This is a genomic window from Arthrobacter sp. EpRS71, assembly GCF_001512285.1.
Taxonomy (GTDB): domain Bacteria; phylum Actinomycetota; class Actinomycetes; order Actinomycetales; family Micrococcaceae; genus Arthrobacter.
On record NZ_LNUV01000006.1, the window covers coordinates 108203 to 123787 of the forward strand.

A 15585-nucleotide genomic window follows, 5' to 3' on the forward strand; every position below is an offset into this window, starting at 1 on the left:
ATCGCTTTTCCTAACGTGATTGTAGATCCATACTGATGGAAACAAACAAACTCTCCGTCCCATAAGGAGCTCCCATGACCAGCACACTCCCGGATGCCACCGCCCCGCGCATCCAGGACTCGGGGCAGTTCGATGCTTTGGCCCAGGAGGCCATCGCCTTGGTCCGCCATTGGCTCACTGAAGCCAGCAAAATCCCAGTGGATGTATCCGCTCAGCGCCTCGCCGGCGTCCTGAAGGACCCGAACGGCCTGGACTTCACTGTTGGATTCGTCGACGGCGTCATCCGCCCCGAGGATCTGTCGGTCGCCGGCCGCAAGCTCGCAGAGCTCGCTCCCAAGGTGCCCAAGTTCCTCCCCTGGTACATGCGCAGCGCTGTCCGCGTGGGCGGCGTCATGGCCCCGATCGTCCCGCAGGTTGTCATCCCGATCGCCCGCCGCGTCCTCCGCGAGATGGTGGGCCACCTGATCGTGGACGCCACGGACGCCAAGCTCGGCCCGGCCATTGCCAAGATCCGCCAAGACGGCGTGCACCTCAATGTGAACCTCCTCGGCGAAGCCGTTCTGGGCGAGCACGAAGCCCAGCGCCGCCTCGATGGAACTCTGAAGCTCCTTGCCCGCGAAGATGTGGACTACGTTTCCATCAAGGAATCCTCCACTGTTGCACCGCACTCCCCGTGGGCCTTCGACGAAGCCGTGGACCACGTGGTGGAGAAGCTCACCCCGCTGTACCGCCTCGCAGCGTCCTTCCCCAAGCCCAAGTTCATCAACCTGGACATGGAGGAATACAAGGACCTCAGCATGACCATCGCGGTGTTCAAGCGCATCCTGGACATGCCCGAGTTCAAGAACCTCGAAGCCGGCATCGTCCTTCAGGCCTACCTTCCGGACGCCCTCGGCGCCATGCAGGAACTGCAGGAGTGGGCCACCGAACGCCGCGCCCAGGGTGGCGCTCCCATCAAGGTCCGCGTGGTCAAGGGTGCCAACCTTCCCATGGAGCAGGTGGAAGCATCCCTGCACGATTGGCCGCTGGCGACCTGGGGCACCAAGCAGGACTCGGACACCAGCTACAAGAACGTCATCAACTACGCCCTCACCCCGGACCACGTGGACGCCGTCCGCATTGGCGTCGCCGGCCACAACCTGTTCGACGTCGCCTTCGCCTGGCTTCTCGCCAAACAGCGCGGTGTCACGAAGGGCATTGAGTTCGAAATGCTCCTGGGCATGGCAACCGGCCAGGCCACCGCGGTCCGCAAGGACGTTGGCAGCCTCCTGCTCTACACACCCGTGGTCCACCCGGGCGAGTTCGACGTCGCCATCGCTTACCTGATCCGCCGCCTCGAAGAGGGCGCCAGCCAGGAAAACTTCATGTCCGCAGTGTTCGAACTCAGCGAAAACGAAGCTTTGTTCAAGCGCGAGCAGCAGCGCTTCCTGGACTCCCTGGCCGGCATGACAGCCGAGGTTCCGGGCCCCAACCGCAAGCAGGACCGCCGCCTCCCCGCCGAGCCCGCTCCGCTGGAGGGCTTCAGCAACACCCCGGACACGGACCCGGCGCTCCCGGCCAACCGTGCATGGGGCCGCGACATCCTCAAGCGCATCCCCGGTTCCACCGCCGGCAACAGGATCGTGGAGTCCACCAAGGTCTCCGACGCCGCGCAGCTGGACCAGATCATCGCCACCGCCGTGGACCACGGCAAGGCCTGGGGCGCCCGCCCCGCAGCCGAGCGCGCAGCCATCCTGCACCGCGCCGGTGAAGTCCTCGAGGCCCGCCGCGCCGAACTCCTGGAGGTCATGGCTTCCGAGACCGGCAAGACCATCGATCAAGGTGACCCCGAAGTCAGCGAAGCAATCGATTTCGCTCACTACTACGCCGAGCGCGCCAAGGACCTGGAAACGGTCGACGGCGCCACGTTCGTCCCAGCCAACCTCACCGTGGTGACCCCTCCGTGGAACTTCCCGGTGGCGATCCCCGCAGGCTCGACGCTCGCAGCGCTCGCCTCAGGTTCCGCCGTCGTGATCAAGCCTGCAAAGCAGGCCCGTCGTTCCGGTTCCGTGATGGTGGACGCGCTGTGGGAAGCCGGTGTGCCGCGCGAAGTGCTGGCACTTGTACAGCTTGAAGAGCGTGAGCTGGGCACCCAGCTGGTCTCGCACCCGAGCGTTGACCGGGTCATCCTCACCGGTGGCTACGAAACCGCTGAGCTGTTCCGTTCCTTCCGCCAGGACCTGCCGCTGCTCGCGGAGACGTCCGGCAAGAACGCCATCATCGTCACCCCGAGTGCTGACCTGGACCTCGCCGCCAAGGACGTCGTGTACTCGGCATTCGGGCACGCAGGCCAGAAGTGCTCGGCTGCATCTCTGGTGATCCTGGTGGGTTCGGTGGCCAAGAGCGCCCGTTTCCACAACCAGCTGATCGACGCCGCACGTTCGCTGACCGTCGGCTACCCGGAGAACGCCACCACGCAGATGGGGCCGATCATCGAAGCGGCCAACGGCAAGCTCCTCAACGCCCTCACCACCCTGGGCGATGGCGAAAGCTGGGCGGTTAAGCCCGAGCGCCTCGACGAGACCGGCCGCTTGTGGTCCCCGGGCATCCGCTCCGGGGTCAAGCGTGGCTCCTACTTCCACCTCACCGAGTTCTTCGGCCCGGTGCTGGGTGTCATGACCGCCGAAACCCTCGAAGAAGCCATCGCCATCCAGAACGAGATCGAGTACGGCCTCACCGCAGGGCTGCACTCCCTGGACTCCGCTGAAATGGGCGTCTGGCTGGACAGCATCCAGGCCGGAAACCTCTACGTCAACCGCGGCATCACCGGCGCCATCGTTCAGCGCCAGCCGTTCGGTGGCTGGAAGAAGTCGGCCGTCGGCGCCGGCACCAAGGCCGGCGGACCGAACTACCTGGTGGGCCTGGGCAGCTGGCTTCCCGCCGAGGCCAAGGCCAAGCGCGGCACCATGCTTCAGGGTCCGGCTGCGCAGCTCCTCGCGGCTGCCAAGTCCGCTGACGTGACGGCTGAAGAACTTCAGACCCTTCAGCAGTCACTCTTCAGCGACGCAGCAGCATGGGAATCCGAGTTCGGCACCGCGAAGGATGTTTCCGCCCTGTCCGCTGAGCGTAACGTCTTCCGCTACCGCTCCCTCCCCGTCACCATCCGTCTCTCCGAAGGGGAGCGACTCGCTGAGCTGCTCCGCGTCGTAGCAGCCGGTGCAGTGGCGGGCTCCAAGCTCACCGTAAGCTCCGCCGTCGTACTCCCTGACGCAGTGGTGAGCGTGTTCGCGAACCTGGGCGTCAGCGTCCGGATCGAGGACGACGCCGCGTGGCTGGCCCGCGCTGCGAAGTTCGACGCCGGCCGGATCCGCTTGATCGGTGGCGACTTCGCCGCGCTGAGCGCAGCGATGGGTGGCCGCCCGGACGTGGCGGTCTACCACGGTGCTGTGACCCAGGCCGGCCGGATCGAGATGCTGCCGTTCCTCCGCGAGCAGGCCGTGTCCATCACGGCCCACCGCTTCGGCACCCCGAACCACCTGTCGGATCACTTGATCTAGCACTTCCCTCCGAGGGGTGAGAGCTCACCCCTCGGCGAAGCGCGTGCTCACGCGGCGTAGCCGAGCCGCTGCAACCGTTGCCGGGCGGCTTGCTCACTGGGCCCGTGGGAGCCCAGGGCAAACCGGACCATGCCCAGCACGGCCCGGGCGGCGGTGATGACGGGCAGGGGAACCGGACCGACCCGTGCGCGGCGGAGGCCGAGCATCTGGCGGTACTTGGGTTCAAGGCTTGCGACGGCGGCCGCGAACAGGATGCTGTAACCGGGCTTCAGGAGCGGGCTCAGGGGCGGGTATCGGATGAAGGACACCGTCTCGGCAAGCCGCTCATCGGCCCGGAGAATTCCGGAGGCGTACCACTGCTCGAGTTCCTCACGGACCTGGGCTTCGGTGAGCGGCGGGTCCACAACTCCCATGAGTCGTCCGGCCGCCGCCCACTCGCGAACGTAGGCATCGGGACCGCCGGGGATGGGTCTGCCCCACATGCGGTTGGCTGTAATGAAGGAATCCGCGTAGGTGACGTGGACCCAGCGGAGGAGGTCGGGATTGTTGGCGGCGTACGCCCGCGCCGCTCCGTTGCCGTCCACGTAGGACCCGCGGACGCGCTCGTGGATTTTGCGGACACGGGCCGTCGCAGCTTCGGCGGCTTCCGTGGAACCATATGTCACCGTGAAGATCCAGCGGACCGTGTTCGCCAGACGCCCCAGCGGGTCCTTCTGGAACCCGGAGTGCTCGTACACGCCGGCCAGCGCGCCGGGGTGCAGGGCCTGCATCAGCAGCACCCTGATCCCGGCCACGATGGTGGCCACATGGCCGTGCACCGCCCAGACCGCCGAGCCCGGAAGGTGATATCCGGCGTCGTTCCCCTCAGCGAGGCGCGGCACCCACTCCGGAGGCGTGCCCGACGTTCCCGTGAACGTGCGCTGCAGCTCGTGCCTGTACTCCGTGAGGTAATTCCTCATAGATCCCATGAGACCTCGCTTTGGCTCCCCTGTACAGGGGAGCCAAAGCTGGGGCTAGCTGCGGACGCGGCGCCGTTTCGGTGCGGCGGCCACCAGTAGCGCGGCGATGGCGACGGCGGCACTCAGGATCAGGCCCGGACGGTACTGTTCCAGCATGGCTTGGGCGCTGACGGTTCCGGCGGCCTGACCGTGACCGCTGACCAAGGCGGTAGTGACCGCCAGGACCAGGGCTGCTCCCACCTGGGTGCTGGTCTGGATCAAACCGGCAGCCAACCCTTGTTCCGAGTCCTTGATCCCGGCAGTCGCCTGGACGTTGATGGACGGGAAGGCCAGCGCAAACCCGATACCCAGCAGGACCACCGACGGCAGGATGTCCAGGACGTAATTGGGTGTGGTGCCCACCCGGAGGAACAGGACGTACCCCAGGCCAAGTGCCGTGAGCCCGGTCAGGATCAGCTGCGTGGCGCCGAACTTCTCAATGAGGCGGTCCGCAAACGGTGCGCTGGTAGCCACCAACAGACCTGCCGGCAGCAGCGCCAACGCCATTCCCAGGGGCGTCCAGCCCAGCACCGACTGCAGGTACATGGTGACGATGAACTGGAAACTGAGGTAGGAGCCGAACAGCCCCACCGCGCTGAGGTTCGCCCTGGCCACCCAGCCTTCCTTGAGGATGCTGAAACGGATCAGGGGATGCTTGACCTTGTTTTCGATCACCGCGAAGGCAGCCAGCACGGCGATGGACACTGCGAATCCGGCGATTGTTGCCACAGATCCCCAGCCCTGTTCCGGTGCTGAAACCAAGGTGTACACGAGGCCAAGCATGCCCAGCGCGAGCGTCACGGCTCCCCAAAGATCGTGCCCGCTGTTCTCCGCCGACGGCTTGTCCTTGGGGATGAACTTCAGGCCCAGGAGGACAACCACGACGGCGATGGGCACCGAGACGAGGAACGTCCAACGCCAGCTCAGGCTGGTCATCAGGCCGCCCACCACCAGGCCCAGCGAGAAGCCGCTGGCACCGAACGTGGTGAAGATGGACAACGCCTTGTTGCGCTCGCGGCCTTCGGCGAAGTTGGTGGTGATGATGGAGAAGCCGGTGGGCGCGGTGAACGCGGCGGCCAGGCCCTTGATGAACCGCGTGGCGATCAGGATGGCGGGGTCGTCAACCAGCCCGCCGAGCAAGGACGCCGCGGCAAATACGGTCAAGGCGATAAGGAAGATTCGACGGCGGCCCAAGAGGTCCGCAAGGCGGCCACCAAGGAGCAGGAGGCTCCCGTAGCCAAGGACATAGGCGGAGACGATCCACTGCAGGGAGTCGGTTCCGAGGTTGAGTTCCTGTCCGATGGACGGCAAGGCAACACCGACCATGGAGACGTCCAGTCCGTCCAAAGCCAGGACGGTGCACACAACCATGAGCAGCAGCCACTGGGCCCGCGTCCAGCGGACGGCTGATACCAAAGGCGGCTCAGTTGAGGTTTTGAGGGTGGTGGGTGATGTCATGGATTCGAATGTACATGACGCGTCATTCAATGACAAGGAATATGATGCGTCATCTTATGACGTGGATTCTAACGCCGCCATGAACTAGAATCAGGTCATGGCAACGACGCGTGACCGTCAACTGCACGACCGCCAATTGGTGGAGCAGTGGCGCAGCATCCAGAACTCCTACTTCCGCACCGCCGGAGCGATCGACCGCGCCCTCGAAGCCAAATTCGACATTGGGCTCAACGAATTCGAAATCCTGGACCTCGTGGCAGACAGCGAAGAGTCTGCGTGCCGGATGAAGGCCTTGGGGGAGCGCACCCCCATGACCCAGAGCGCCGTCTCCAAGGTGGTGGACCGGCTCGAAAAGGCAGGCCTTGTGACCCGCGAAACGTGCGCTGACGATCGCCGCTCCCTCTTCCTGGAACTCACTGAGGCCGGCCGCGCGCTCCACGCCAATGCCGCCGTCGAACACCGTGCGCTGCTCAAGGAAAACCTCGGCTCCTAGCCCCCTAAAACACAGCTCAAGATTCTTGAGCCAAAACTGAGCCAACCTTTCGGGAGAAGGCACCCCGGAAGCCTTTATTTCTCCCCTGATACCCGCAACAATGGTGCTTGCACGCCAGGCTGGGGTTTGGTGCCGCTGGCTTTGGGGAGTGTTTTGTGGGCAAGCATCATGAATCAGACCGGGCAGTACAACTGATCCGCACCGTAGGTTTCCATCGCGTCCTGATCGCCGGAAGCCTCGCCGTCCTGGCTTTCTTCGCTTTTGGCTTCCAACCCTTCAATGCCGTCTCCAGCAGTTCCGTGGGCGGAGCACTTGCACAGGGCGTCGTGGAACCCACCGCCCTGGGCGCCCTGGTGCCGCCGGAAGCCGAGACCCTGGTCATCGACCCCACTCTGGAACCACCCCAGCAAGTCGCCGGCACGCCCATGGTGTACTTCGACCGCGCCATGGTCCGCACTGTCAGCAAAGACGGCTCCACAGGACTGACCGTTGCCTCCGCAGGGCTGTCACGGCCACCCGCGGGAAGCCTCTACTCACCACTTGAGGTCCTCAACAAGAGCTCCTCCTATGGCTACCGCTACAGCCCCTTGACGGGCCTGGCCGGAGAATTCCACTGGGGTCAGGACTACGCGGCCGCCTGCGGCACGCGCGTGTACGCCGCCGACGCCGGTGTGGTGCGGGCTGTGGGATGGCACGTGTGGGGCGGCGGCAACCGGGTTGAAATCGAGCACGGCAACGGCCTGGTCACCACCTACAACCACCTCCAGGCAATCGGAGTCACCCAAGGCCAATCGGTGCGGGTGGGCGAAGTCATTGCTGAGGTTGGGACCACCGGCTGGTCCACGGGCTGCCACCTCCACTTCGAGACAATCGTCAACGGTCTCCACACGGACCCCGCCAACTGGACGCTGCTGCCCATCCGGCAGATCGACGCGCTGCAGAGCATCGCCATGGTGAACTACCAGCCCGGAGCCGGCAACGGCTCGTCGGGAACACCGCAGTGGGCTGTGCCGGTGGCCGACGGCACCACCCGGGCCGTCATTGGTGGCGAGGACGAACACGACGAGCCGCTCCCCGTGCCGCCCGCCGCTCCGTCCACCACTACGCCGTCCGGTTCCACTCCCTCCGGGACCAACCCGCCGGGCAGCCCCGCTGGCACGCAGACCACCCCGCCTGCCACCACGACGCCGGTTCAGACCACGACGCCGACGCCGTCACCATCCGTGACGGTCACTCCGACGCCGTCAAGTACTGCCACGCCGACTCCAACGCCGACAACTACTGCCACGCCGACTCCAACGGCCACTGCGACGCCGACCCCGACCACCACAGCAACACCAACGCCAACGCCGTCTGCCAAGGCCCCGGAAACCACCACCGTCCCGCCAGCGTTGACTACGCCCCCGCTGGCGCCGTCGCTGCAATCGGCTCTCGCTCCGCCGGCAGCCCCCGCTGTGCAGGCTCCTGTGGCACCTGCGGTTGTGGAACCCGCTCCAGTTGCGCCTGCGGTTGTGGCACCGGTAGTTGTGGAGCCCGCTCCAGTTGCACCTGCGGTTGTAGCGCCAGTCCCTGTGGCACCGGCGCCGGTAGTTACCCAGGCCGTTGTTCCAGTAGCTCCCGCTCCTCCCGTGGCTCCGGCACCCTCACCCGCTGCAGTCCTCCCGACGTCGCTGCCGGCAGTAATCCTTCCGCCCGGATACATCCTGATCGCCCCGGACCTGGTCCAGCGGCCTGATGGTGTGATGGTGCCGCTTTCCTCGCTCATCCTTCCGGCGTCCTAGGTTTCACTACCCAAGCCAGCTCCCGTAAGCTCGACTGCGGCAATCCCGCCAGACGACGTCGTCAGGAAGCGAACCCCATGACCAGCCTGTACAGCATTCCCCTCACTTTCAACGATGGCACTGAAGCGGACTTCGGCCGGTTCGAGGGCAAAGCGGTCCTGGTGGTAAACGTCGCTTCCAAATGTGGCTTCACGCGCCAGTACGCAGGCTTGGAGGAGCTGTACGGCAAGTACCGTGGCCAAGGCCTGGAAATTTTGGGAGTGCCCTGCAACCAGTTCGGCGGGCAGGAGCCCGGCGCGGATCACGAGATTGCAGAATTCTGTGAGCGGAACTTCGGCGTGACCTTCCCGCTGACCAGCAAAGCCAACGTCCTGGGCAAAGAGCAGCACCCACTCTTCGCGGAGCTGACCCAGGACGCTGATGGGCAGCCGGCCAAGGTGAAGTGGAACTTCGAGAAGTTCGTCATCAACCGTGAGGGAGAACTTGTTGCCCGGTTCCCATCCGCGGTGGAGCCTGACTCCGAAGACCTGATAGAAGCAGTGGAAGAAGCACTGGCGTAAGCCACTGGAACAGAAAGGGAAAAAGTAATTTTCCAACATTCCGCCGGATGTTGGCCTGTTGTTGGCTTGTTGTCTGGTTGGATTGGCACTACTGGAATGACATGGGAGAAGCCGTCTCCCACCAAACGCTAAGGCGAAGCTATGGAGCTCATCGAGGCCGAATACCCCAAACCAGGTCATGTGCTTTTGCACCTGAGCGATCTTCACCTGGTGGGTGGTCCGGGCACGCTCTACGGCTCGGTGGACAGCTCTGCCAGGCTCCAGGAAATCTGCGAGCAAATCGTTGCCTCGAGGATCAAGCCAGAGGCCATCATCTTCACCGGAGATCTCGCTGACAAGGGCGAGTTGGAAGCCTATGAGCGTCTCCGCGAGGTGATTGAACCCCTGTGTGAATCGCTGGGGGCCAAGGCCATTTGGGCCATGGGTAACCATGACAACCGCGCAAACTTCCGTTCAGCGTTCGCCGACGCCTCTGCGGCCAGCAAGCCACAGGACCCCGTGGACCGCAGCTACTTCGTCAACGGCCTTCGCATCATCACCCTGGACACCACGGTCCCCGGACACCACTACGGCGAATTGTCGGAATCGCAACTGGAATGGCTGGCCGATGAACTGGCCACCCCGGCCCCGGACGGCACCATCCTGGCCCTCCACCACCCACCCGTTCCGTGCGTGCAGGACCTCGCCGTCCTGGTGGAGCTGCGCGGTCAAGCCGCACTGGCCGCCGTCGTGCGCAATACTGACGTCCGCGCCATCCTGGGCGGTCACCTGCATTACTCGACGACGGCGAGCTTCGCCGGCATCCCCGTATCGGTCGCCTCAGCTACGTGTTACACCCAGGACCTGGCGGTGCGCGCCGGCGGACAGCGCGGGCGTGACGGAGCGCAGTCGTACAACATGATCCATGTTTACGAACACACCATGGTGCATTCGGTGGTGCCGATGTCCGGTGGCGTCACCGTGGGTGAACCCGTGGATGCAGCCGAGGTTCAGCGGCGGCTGGCCGAAGCCGGCATCCGCATTCCGCACGAGTCCAGGGTGGGAGCCCACACCTCGCCCGGCACCCACACCTCGTCGCTCCCGCTTGTTTCGCCCGGATCCTTTACTTCTCCCAAGGCGCCTTGACAGGGAAGTACTTCTCCAGGAAATCGGTCACCAAGTCTGCGCGCTCGTTTGCCTCCACCTCGGGGAAGCTGCCGTCATTGAGGCAGAAGAAATCCATGTGGCGCTTTGCCAGGAGCTTGGGCAGGTAATGCAGCCCGGCCCACATGGTTGAGTCCACATACCTGACTTTGGCGCTGGTCTGCGTGACCGCGCGGCCGGTGAGCAGTGCGTAGTAGTGGTAGAACGAGTTGGTCACGGAGATGTTGTCCGCGGCGCGGAAGCGACTGCCGGCGGTCTTGGCGAATTCTGCCGGGAATTCCTTCTCCATCTGCGCCACCACGCTGCGGCGCAGGGGCGCAGCGGTGTGCTCAAGGTGCCGGGTGGTGATCCGCCCGAAGCGCTCCCACAGCAGCTTGCGGTTCACGCGGGCCGCGTTTTCAAAACCGCTGCGTTCGGCATCATTCTCGCCCAGGCCGATCCGGGTGTCGGCTTCAATGAACTTGGTGATGCCGCCCGGAGTGAAGAACATGTCCGGCCCCACGGGGCGCCCAAAGAACATGTCGTCGTTGGAGTACAGGAAGTGCTCCGAGAGGTCCTTGATGTGGTGCAGCTGGCACTCAACGGCCTGCGAGTTGTGGGTGGGGAGCACGGTGGGATCGGCGAAGAACTCTTCGCTGCGGACGATGGTTACCGATGGGTGGTCGGCCAACCACTCCGGTGCGGGGGAGTCGGTGGCGATGAAGATCCGCCGGATCCACGGCGCAAACATGTGCACCGATCGCAACGCGTACTTCAGCTCGTTGATCTGCCGGAAGCGGGCCTCGTGGTCATCGCCTTCGCCCAGGACGGTTTCTGCCTGCTGGGCGCGGCGCCTGGCGATGTACTCGGGGTCGCTGCCGTCCACCCACGAGAAAACGATGTCGATATCGAAATCGATGTCGCTGGCATGATCGGCGAACATGTTTTCGATGGTGGGCCAGGACAGGCCGTGCCTCTGAACCGTGCCGCGCACCGCGTCCTGACGCAACATGGTGCGGCGGGTCAAGGAATTCTCCACCGGGAGTTCCAAGTGATCGCCCTCGAACCTCCACAGCTCCAGCTGCACACCCAAAGCCGGCCCGTACCAGAGGCCGCCGCCGATCTCGACGCGCGGCCGGTACAGGCGGAAGATCCGGGCCTTCCGGTTTGCTGACAGCTCGCCGTCCGCCACCAACACCGACGTCTTCTTCTTGGCGTCCACCGTCATGGAGTAGAAGGGCTCGTTCCGGAATGCCGATACCAGGGCCTCGCGGACATCCTTGCGCGACTCCCAATCAACGGCAATAACGGGCCGCTCATCATTTCCGCGCACCAGGATGAAATCGATGCCCGCAGCGTCCAAAGCCGCCCGGACAGCCAGGAGATCGGACACCATGGCCTGTTGCGGGGTCAGGTCATCGTTGACCAGGGCGTACCGCCCGCGGTGACGGACGACGTCGGACCTATGCCTAAGATGCGCAACGACGGCAGGCGAGATCGCCTCAGCAATCGTGTCCTCTTCGACGGATGGGCTGCCGTGGTAAATCGGATCGACCTGTGCTTGCGTGATGGCTGTATCTCCGGGCTCGTTGGGGTGCGGGTTGCTCTAAAACTCTAAGACTTTAATAACTCAAAAAACTCTGTTGCGCTGGAACCTAGATGGAGAGGGCGTCGCGCCAGCTGCGGAGGAATGCGCCGCCGGCGTCGTCGTGGATCACGTCGTCGGCCAATTCAAGGTCGGCTGCCGTCAAGATGATGTAGGGCTTCACTGGTACGCCATCGGCCGGCCGGACGTCCACGTGCTTCACCTGGTGATCGTTGTGGTGAAGCCAGTCTGCCATGGCGTAGTCCGTACGGGAATCACCCACAGTCCGCCAAGAGAGCGGGGTGATGCCTTGGGCCGCCAGGAGTTCAACGGCCCGGCTGGCGCCAAGGTCCTTGCCCAGGCGGACGGATTCGATGTCCGTGGAAATGATGGTGGGGTCCAGGCGGTAATCAGCGGTGTCGTCGGACCCCGGTGCGTGGTGGTCCAGGATAGCGGCGTTGAGGCCGTGGCGTCCCATGATCGCCAGGGCATCGGCGTCGAAGAGCTTCTGCTCACCCAGGTAATCCTCGCTGGCCACGTCCAGATGCTGCTCCACCGAAACCATGGCGCGCTTGGTCTCATCGAAGAACATGTGTGCGGAGTAATCCTCGGCAACAAGCCTTCGGATATCGTCCCCGTAGGCTTTTGGCACGGCGAGCTCGTGGTCCACATGGATGGGACCAGGGCCTTCGGCCGTGTAGCTGAACCAGACAGCGCCCTTCTCGCAAATGGCGTGAATAACGGTGTCTGCGGGCATGCTTGCCGCAATCATGGGCTCCATGACCTGCTCGCTGATGAACGCATCCGAGCGGCCCGTATTGAAGATGACCGGGATGCCGGCCGATGCCAAGGCCACCAGGTCCGCAATGATGTCCGGCTTGACGTCGCGCGTCACAGGGCTGGCGATGGGACCATCGACGTCCAACAGCAGTGCCAGCGCGGGCGTGGCGCGGGCAGCGGTCCGGTGAGTCCCTTGGAGCGGTTGAGTCATGACCCCATTCTGTCAGCCCCGGAGCCTCCCAACACAGCTATGACGACTGTGACGCCGTGCAAAGGTTAGTCACCTTTTGGCTACAACATGCTTGTGCCGCGGGTCACAAGTTCCGTTAGCGCGGCATCTTCCCTAGGCTTGCAGGGTGATCTTCAAAGCTGTGGGCGAGGGACGCCCGTACCCTGACCATGGATACTCTGCGCCGCGGGACTGGGCTGCCCTGCCCCCGCGCCCTGTCCGCCTCGATGAACTCGTTACCACCAAACGGACCCTGGATTTGGAGGCACTATTGGCTGAGGATTCAACCTTCTTCGGTGATTTGTTCCCGCATGTGGTCCAGTATCAAGGGGTCCTGTACCTCGAGGACGGACTTCACCGGGCCGTCCGAACGGCACTCCACCAGAGGACAGCCATTCACGCACGCGTATTGGTGATCGATGGCTAGCAAGAGCAGGCGTCCCAAAGATGTGACGCAGCTCCACGGACACCGGGTGGTCACCGGCCCCGAACTTCGGGCAACTTTCGCCGAGGACGAGCAAGCGCACGAAGGCCGCTTCCGGCGGAGGCTGTTCCATGGGATCGTCCTTGTCCTGCTGGTGGGCGTCATAGCTGCCGGGGCCGTGGGAGCCTGGGCGATCATGAACGGCGTGGTCAAGGTTCCCAGCGCAATCGCCAGCAAAGCTCCTACAAGCCTGTGCCCCACCACCACGTTCGACTACGTACCGAACGAGGCCGTGACGCTCAACGTCTTTAACGCCACCTCACGTGGAGGGCTGGCCGGTACGGTAGCAGAGCAGCTCACAGCCCGTGGCTACAAGGTGGCTTCGGTGGGCAACAGCGATACCGCCTATTCGGGCATTGGCGTGGTGGTCTCAGGCGTCAAAGGCCAGGCCGCGGCGTTCAACATCCAAAGGAACCTTGCCGGAACGGACTACTTTGAGGACAACCGCGAGGACGAATCAGTGGACGTTATCCTGACGCCGGATTTCGAAGGCCTGGTGGAACCGCAATTGGTGGATCAGACACCGGGAACGCTGCTGTGCCCGCGGGAGGATCTGCGGATTGCGGATAACTCCAAATGGCCCATCATTCCGACGCTTCCTGCAGTGCAGTAGCTAGCCGGCCAGGGCGTCGTGGGCCGGCTCTTCCAAGCGCAAAGGCCTGCCGGCGTCGTCAAACCTGGCACCAGCGCCCAGCTGAATGAAGCGCACGGTCTGCGCTGTCTGGCGTTCAACGGCAGTGTGAAGCTCGACGTCGGAGGACGGCGACGGCGGGGGAGTCCCGCCGTCGGGCGTTCGGTTGCGGCGTGCGGCGCTGGCTGAGAGCGTTCCGAGAATGAGCCGCGCCAACTGCTCGACGTCGACGTCCGGCAAGTAACCCTGGTGGACGCCGTCCTGGAGGATGTCCTGCAACAGGACGTTGAGGTCGCCCACATGGTCGGCGAGCTTGGCGAAGGAGCCCGGGGAGAGGACGGCAGCCATGGCCGGGCCAGGAGGCAGATGGCGTCGGCTGAGATCCTCCACTTGGGCGCGGACATAGAGGGCAAGGCGGTCAACCGGGTTTTCCAGCGCGGCCAGCGAATCGCGGAGGTCCACAATGAAGCGTTCGGTCTCATCCAGGGCATACGCGATGAGCAGTTGCTCCATGTCCGCGTAATAGTTGTAGACGGCAGTGCGGCCTACGCCGGCGTGGCGCGCCACGTCCGTCATGGTGAGGCCGGGTAGACCGTGAGTGAAGAGGAGCTCACCAAAAGCGGTCAGAATCCGACGTTGGGTCTCGGCGCGTTGGGCAGCATTCGTGGCGGCCGTGATCCTTGGCATACAGACACTTTACCGCGATCTGTCACCAAGTATCGCGAGTTTTTGTTCAGCCGACGACCCTGTGCCGGGTCCATGAGGGCATGAGGAGAACAAAAATTCGCGTAGCATCAAGGAAAACCGGTCATCCGCAGGGCCGATCAACACAGCAGCTAGGGGGCGTCGTGCGCGCAACGGTCAAAGACGTAGCGCGCCGTGCCGGGGTCTCGCCCAAAACGGTTTCCAATGTGATGAACGGCGTTGTGCCGGTAGCAGCGCCTACGCGGCTCAGGGTTGAGCAGGCCATGGCGGAGCTGGACTACGTTCCCAACCTCTCGGCGCGCGGACTGCGGAATGGGCGATCAGGGGTTATCGCCCTCGCATTGCCGGATCTCGCGACCCCGTACTCGGCGGAGGTGGCCCACCATATTGTGGAAGTAGCCCACGAGCAGGGCTGGATTGTCCAGATCGAGGAAACGGGATCGGATCCGCAGCGCGAACAGGAGCTCATGACCCGGGCGCGCTCCAACCTCATTGATGGCCTGATCCTCAACCCCGTGGTACTGGACGAGAGTGCCGTCAAGGTTGGCGTGGCGCTGCCTCCGGTGGTCCTGCTGGGCGAGGTCTCGCAGCAGCTGGCGGACCGGGTGTTTGTGGACAGCTTCGCTGCTGCGCGGGACATGACCCTGGCGCTGGCCAGCTCCGGACGGCGGCGCATCGCCGTACTGGGCACCACCCAGGGGCGCGGATCAGCGGCAGCCATTCAGCGTACCCAAGGTTACGAAGCGGCGTTGGACAGCCTCGGGATTCCACGCGATGAATCGCTGCTGATCCCGTGCGAAAAGTGGACGCCGGAAACCGCGGCGAAAGCCCTGGGCGCTTATCTGGAAGGGAATCCCGTTCCCGAAGCCTTGTTCTGCTTCACGGACTCCATGGCGATTGGTGCCCTCAGTGTGCTCTGGAAACGGGGCTTGCGGGTTCCGGAGGACATCGCGGTAGCGGGCTTTGATGACATAGCCGATGGCCGCTATGCCGTTCCTTCGCTGACCACGGTTTCCTTTGACAAGCGGATGATTGCCAGCGAAGCCTTGCGCCTCCTTACGGAGCGTATGGGGGACCGGACGCGTGGTCAGCAGGTTGTCAGTGTGGATTACAGCGTTGTGGAACGGGACAGCACGCAGGTCTAGCTTGCTGCGGCCGAAAGCTTGAGCCGAGAGTCATGGATCAAATTGTGTGCGCTAACAATTTTCTCTTGCCCTAGCTAT

Annotated in this window: 13 protein-coding genes; 8 read left to right on the forward strand and 5 right to left on the reverse strand. The window is 64.1% G+C overall.

The genetic code is table 11. The annotated features are described in order from the left end of the window. The first annotated feature begins 74 nt into the window (after nucleotides 1–74). Nucleotides 75–3536: a bifunctional proline dehydrogenase/L-glutamate gamma-semialdehyde dehydrogenase gene (locus tag AR689_RS10650; protein WP_062069977.1), complete on the forward strand. Its 3462-nt coding sequence runs from the start codon at nucleotides 75–77 to the stop codon at nucleotides 3534–3536. Between the two features lie 47 nt (nucleotides 3537–3583). Here the strand turns inward: AR689_RS10650 and AR689_RS10655 are convergent, their stop codons facing one another. Both AR689_RS10655 and AR689_RS10660 read right to left on the reverse strand, forming a co-directional pair. Beyond that, on the reverse strand, nucleotides 3584–4504 hold the full coding sequence (locus tag AR689_RS10655; RefSeq protein ID WP_062069979.1) for an oxygenase MpaB family protein: 921 nt from the start codon (nucleotides 4502–4504) through the stop codon (nucleotides 3584–3586). 45 nt (nucleotides 4505–4549) lie between these two features. Continuing rightward, a complete protein-coding gene (locus AR689_RS10660) occupies nucleotides 4550–5992 on the reverse strand; it encodes an MFS transporter (RefSeq protein WP_082697907.1) in 1443 nt (480 codons plus the stop codon). Between the two features lie 97 nt (nucleotides 5993–6089). Between AR689_RS10660 and AR689_RS10665 the strand changes: the two genes are divergently transcribed. The 4 genes from AR689_RS10665 to AR689_RS10680 all read left to right on the forward strand — a co-directional run bounded on the left by AR689_RS10665 (nucleotide 6090) and on the right by AR689_RS10680 (nucleotide 9951). Next, nucleotides 6090–6485 carry a MarR family winged helix-turn-helix transcriptional regulator gene (locus AR689_RS10665; RefSeq protein WP_062069983.1) on the forward strand — a complete coding sequence of 132 codons (396 nt, stop codon included), beginning with the start codon at nucleotides 6090–6092 and terminating at the stop codon, nucleotides 6483–6485. 155 nt (nucleotides 6486–6640) lie between these two features. Continuing rightward, a complete protein-coding gene (locus AR689_RS10670) occupies nucleotides 6641–8266 on the forward strand; it encodes a M23 family metallopeptidase (RefSeq protein ID WP_062069985.1) in 1626 nt (541 codons plus the stop codon). A gap of 77 nt (nucleotides 8267–8343) precedes the next feature. After that, the gene (locus AR689_RS10675) at nucleotides 8344–8826 is read left to right on the forward strand and encodes a glutathione peroxidase (protein WP_062069987.1); all 483 of its coding nucleotides are present in this window, start codon (nucleotides 8344–8346) and stop codon (nucleotides 8824–8826) included. A gap of 141 nt (nucleotides 8827–8967) precedes the next feature. Continuing rightward, a complete protein-coding gene (locus AR689_RS10680; RefSeq protein ID WP_062069989.1) occupies nucleotides 8968–9951 on the forward strand; it encodes a phosphodiesterase in 984 nt (327 codons plus the stop codon). Here AR689_RS10680 and AR689_RS10685 read toward each other — a convergent pair. Beyond that, nucleotides 9929–11344 (reverse strand): stealth family protein, encoded by a 1416-nt coding sequence (locus AR689_RS10685; protein ID WP_062069990.1) that lies wholly within the window; start codon nucleotides 11342–11344, stop codon nucleotides 9929–9931. The genes AR689_RS10680 and AR689_RS10685 overlap by 23 nt on opposite strands. A 259-nt stretch (nucleotides 11345–11603) precedes the next feature. Further along, entirely contained in the window at nucleotides 11604–12524 is a 921-nt protein-coding gene (locus AR689_RS10695) for a Cof-type HAD-IIB family hydrolase (RefSeq protein WP_062069992.1), read from the reverse strand. A gap of 145 nt (nucleotides 12525–12669) precedes the next feature. Here AR689_RS10695 and AR689_RS10700 point away from each other — a divergent pair, with 145 nt between their 5' ends. Next, nucleotides 12670–12969: a type II toxin-antitoxin system VapB family antitoxin gene (locus AR689_RS10700; protein WP_062069994.1), complete on the forward strand. Its 300-nt coding sequence runs from the start codon at nucleotides 12670–12672 to the stop codon at nucleotides 12967–12969. Continuing rightward, nucleotides 12962–13639 carry a LytR C-terminal domain-containing protein gene (locus AR689_RS10705; protein WP_197412855.1) on the forward strand — a complete coding sequence of 226 codons (678 nt, stop codon included), beginning with the start codon at nucleotides 12962–12964 and terminating at the stop codon, nucleotides 13637–13639. The genes AR689_RS10700 and AR689_RS10705 overlap by 8 nt, the downstream gene beginning before the upstream one ends. Here AR689_RS10705 and AR689_RS10710 read toward each other — a convergent pair whose 3' ends face one another. Next, nucleotides 13640–14344, reverse strand: coding sequence for a TetR/AcrR family transcriptional regulator (locus tag AR689_RS10710; protein WP_062069998.1), 705 nt, complete (start codon nucleotides 14342–14344; stop codon nucleotides 13640–13642). It lies immediately after the preceding gene. Nucleotides 14345–14505: 161 nt separating this feature from the next. Between AR689_RS10710 and AR689_RS10715 the strand changes: the two genes are divergently transcribed. Then, nucleotides 14506–15507, forward strand: coding sequence for a LacI family DNA-binding transcriptional regulator (locus tag AR689_RS10715; protein WP_062070000.1), 1002 nt, complete (start codon nucleotides 14506–14508; stop codon nucleotides 15505–15507). Nucleotides 15508–15585 lie beyond the last annotated feature (78 nt).

Excerpts from the sequence above, each read along its gene's own strand:
- AR689_RS10650 (WP_062069977.1), top strand. The coding sequence starts at position 75 with ATGACCAGCACACTCCCGGATGCCACCGCCCCGCGCATCCAGGACTCG.
- AR689_RS10655 (WP_062069979.1), bottom strand. The coding sequence starts at position 4,504 with ATGGGATCTATGAGGAATTACCTCACGGAGTACAGGCACGAGCTGCAG.
- AR689_RS10660 (WP_082697907.1), bottom strand. The coding sequence starts at position 5,992 with ATGACATCACCCACCACCCTCAAAACCTCAACTGAGCCGCCTTTGGTA.
- AR689_RS10665 (WP_062069983.1), top strand. The coding sequence starts at position 6,090 with ATGGCAACGACGCGTGACCGTCAACTGCACGACCGCCAATTGGTGGAG.
- AR689_RS10675 (WP_062069987.1), top strand. The coding sequence starts at position 8,344 with ATGACCAGCCTGTACAGCATTCCCCTCACTTTCAACGATGGCACTGAA.
- AR689_RS10680 (WP_062069989.1), top strand. The coding sequence starts at position 8,968 with ATGGAGCTCATCGAGGCCGAATACCCCAAACCAGGTCATGTGCTTTTG.
- AR689_RS10685 (WP_062069990.1), bottom strand. The coding sequence starts at position 11,344 with ATGGTGTCCGATCTCCTGGCTGTCCGGGCGGCTTTGGACGCTGCGGGC.
- AR689_RS10695 (WP_062069992.1), bottom strand. The coding sequence starts at position 12,524 with ATGACTCAACCGCTCCAAGGGACTCACCGGACCGCTGCCCGCGCCACG.
- AR689_RS10705 (WP_197412855.1), top strand. The coding sequence starts at position 12,962 with ATGGCTAGCAAGAGCAGGCGTCCCAAAGATGTGACGCAGCTCCACGGA.
- AR689_RS10710 (WP_062069998.1), bottom strand. The coding sequence starts at position 14,344 with ATGCCAAGGATCACGGCCGCCACGAATGCTGCCCAACGCGCCGAGACC.